At 52.2% G+C, this 3222-nt stretch carries 2 protein-coding genes; both read left to right on the top strand.

All coding sequences use genetic code 11. The features are described from left to right. On the top strand, nt 1-2010 hold a 2010-nt coding region (locus AAAH10_RS16520), incomplete at its 5' end, for a DUF5801 repeats-in-toxin domain-containing protein (RefSeq protein WP_343565588.1). Nucleotides 2011-2260: 250 nt separating this feature from the next. Then, a partial coding sequence (locus AAAH10_RS16515) for a hypothetical protein (protein WP_343565586.1) occupies nt 2261-3222 on the top strand: 962 nt, incomplete at its 3' end.

Here is a 3222-nt window from a genome sequence, read left to right as displayed (position 1 = left end):
GAAAGTCTCTCCATCTCCGGTGATCTGGAGTTCAGCCCCGGTGCTGATGGCGGTGAAATTACCTCTGTTGCTTTTGCTGGCTATGAAGACACGGAGGACAGTGACCCATCCGGTTCCACAATTACGTCCGGCGACAAGACTGTTGTGTTCACGCAGACTGTTGTTGATGGCGATATTGTTCTGAGCGGGACTGTCGATGGTGGTTCCACGCCTGTTCTCACTGTGACTGTTGATCAGGCCACCGGTGCCTACAGCGTTGAACTGTTCAAGGCGATTGATCATCCTGATCTGTCTCTGGAAGACGATGCGAATGACCGTGATCCGCTGACGCTGAACTTTGACTACACCGTCACAGATGGCGATGGTGATACTGCAACCGCGACACTGTCCGTTGTTGTTGAGGACGAGGAAGCCGATGCACATGATGTCTTTGCCGGCACTCTGAACGAAGCTGATCTGTCAGATGGCAATACTGCCAATGACCAGCTGTCCGGTGTTCTTGATGTGGATGCCAATCCTGACGGGATCAGGGTTGTCGGTCTGCGCTTCGAGGGCTGGGAAGATGGTGAGGATGGTCGTCCTGAGGGCGAAGTGCTGCGGTCCGGCGATCAGAATGTTGTCTTTGGCGATGTGACGACCAATGGCGATGGCGACCTGGTTCTGGTCGGCACCATTGACAATGGTGCGACAGATATCATCACGCTGGTGGTTGATCCGGACAGCTTTGAATACACAATCACGCTGAACGGCCCGATTAATCATCCTGATCGTTCCGTGGATGGAAGCAATCTCAACGATCCGCTGGATCTGAACTTTGGTTTCCTGACCCGTGACGGTGATGGTGACGAGGATGAGGAAACCCTGACTGTAACCATTCAGGATGATACGCCAACTGTTGGCAGCAACACTGATCTTGAACTGAGCGAGGTTGATGATGTCAGCTCTGCTTCCGCTGTTCTTGCGCATGATTTCGGTGCAGATGGTGAGGGTCAGCTGGCTCTGACAGCCGTGACTGTTCCGGAAGGTTTCACAAGCCGCTCGGAAGCCAATGGCAGCTTTACCGTTCTGCAGAACAATGTTGCTGTTCTGAGCGTTGCTCTTGCAGCAAACGGAGAATACACCGTAACGCAGATTGGTGAGATCTTCCTGAACTCCAACGCAGCTGAAACCTTTGAATTCGGCGTCAGCTACTCCGTCACGGACGCAGACGACGACGTTGTCAATGGCTCTGCTGGCTTCAATGTTGAGGTTCAGGGTGATTTTGAGGGCAGTGGTGTCGGTATCTTCCTGGGCGTTAACAGCGCAGGAACCGGTATGAGTGGTTTCGGTCGCGGGATTCTGTCTGACAATGATACCTCCCGTGGAGAGATCATCAACGATTCAGTCGGTTTCTGGATTGATGGTGATGAGGAACGCGACGAACTCAACATCGATGATTTCACGGATGAGGACGGTGTGCTGACCACAACGGAACAGGCAGACTATGTCTTTGGCGATACCAGTGGTAACAGGGTCAATCTCGGTGGTGGCAACGATCAGTTTGATGATCGCGGCGGCAATTCCGGGGCTGACATTGTCGATGGTGGCGAAGGTCGTGATACCATCTGGACCGGTGACAATGATGATGTCCTGATCGGTGGTGCGGGCGATGACCGTCTCTTTGGCGAAGCAGGCAATGACATCCTGATCGGCGGGGAAGGCAACGACCGTATTTATGGTGCCTCCGGTGAAGACACGATTGTTCTGAACAAGGCCGGTGACGGAGTTGACAGACTGATCGGTTTCAATGCCAATCAGGATACCCTGAATATCTCTGACATTCTTGCTGACAATGGTGTCGACGAGACCGCTGATATCAGCGAGTTCATCAATGTTGTTCAGCAAAATGGAAATACAGTCATTCAGGCAAAGGATGCGGACAGCGGACAGTTTGAGAATGTTGCTGTGATCTCCAACCAGAGCCTTGATCTGGATGATCTGACTGTTTCCAAAGTGGATGTTGATTTCTAAGCAGTTGAAACTGTTTCCAGAAAAAAGGGGAGGCCTGATGGCCTCCCCTTTTTGTGCATTGGTGTTCCGATTTTTGATCATATAAATAGATATTTTAAAATATAATACATAATGGCATGTTTTTTGAGCGGGTTTCTCTTGTTCCAGAGGTGCCCAGACAATAAGATTTTTCCGAATGCAAGTAGGGTTCTTCCAGGGAAACTGATCTCCGGAAAGACTTGCGCTTTGGTATCACTCGGAGCACACAATCATGGACAAAAATGAAATCAATGTTTCTGGCGTTTCTTCAGTTGAAGAGGGTCTCTCGGGTCAGGAAGGGAGTGCATCCCTGATTGGTCAGGCCGTATCGGTTCCCTCTTCCGAAGGGGCAGAGATTATTTCTGTTTCTCCGGGGCAGGAAATCTCGCTTGATTTTCCTGCTGATGCCGCGACGCCGTCCGTTGATGGAACAAACTTTGTCCTGTCCTTTGACGAGGATGGTGATGGTGTGTCCGAACGGTCCATCGTTTTTGAAAACCTCGTCGGGATTGCAAGCGAGAGCTCCGCAGCCAACATGCCGACACTGATTGTTGGTGGCGTTGAAGTTCCGGCAGATCAGCTGATCGAACAGGTAATTGCGCTGGCCTCCGAAGCCGCTCTTGAAACAGCCGCCGGTGCTGCTGCCGGTCCCCAGGGGGGCGGTGGTTCCTCCTACAATGATGATCTGGGCAGCGTTATCGGGTTGCTGGATGCCCAGGATGGTCTGGACGGCACAGACGGTGGCCCGCTGGATGGTGTCGGCTTTGAAACGGTTGTTCCCGACCCTGCCGAAGGTGTCTTTACCCTGAGCTTCCTGTCTGCAGCGACCGTTGTTCCTGTGGTTGATTCTCTGGAAGGAGCCGGGATTTCCGGTACTTTTGCCGGCGGTTTTGAAGATGCCCTGCCAAACCAGAATCTCGATCTTGATGGCGACCAGAGCAGTGAAGGTGATGACGGCACTGATGACAATCCCTTTGTTGAGGGTTCTCAGGAAGCCGTTGCAGCACCGATGCAGCTGATCTTTACCTTTGCTCCGGCCGACAACGAAACGCTGGATACTGTGACACTGGCAGGTATTGAAGGTTTTGACGGTTCCGGTGATGCAGGAACAACGCGTCTGTTTGTTGGTGGTTTTGGGCCCGAGTTCGAAGTGACTGCCCTGCCTGTTATTATCACGCCTGAAAACTTTGGGTC

The sequence above is a fragment of the Carbonatibacter coralli genome (assembly GCF_039592655.1).
GTDB classification, from domain to species: domain Bacteria; phylum Pseudomonadota; class Alphaproteobacteria; order Kiloniellales; family Kiloniellaceae; genus Carbonatibacter; species Carbonatibacter coralli.
The sequence above is the reverse complement of the archived record's forward strand: the minus strand, read 5'-3'. Positions and strand labels throughout refer to the sequence as shown.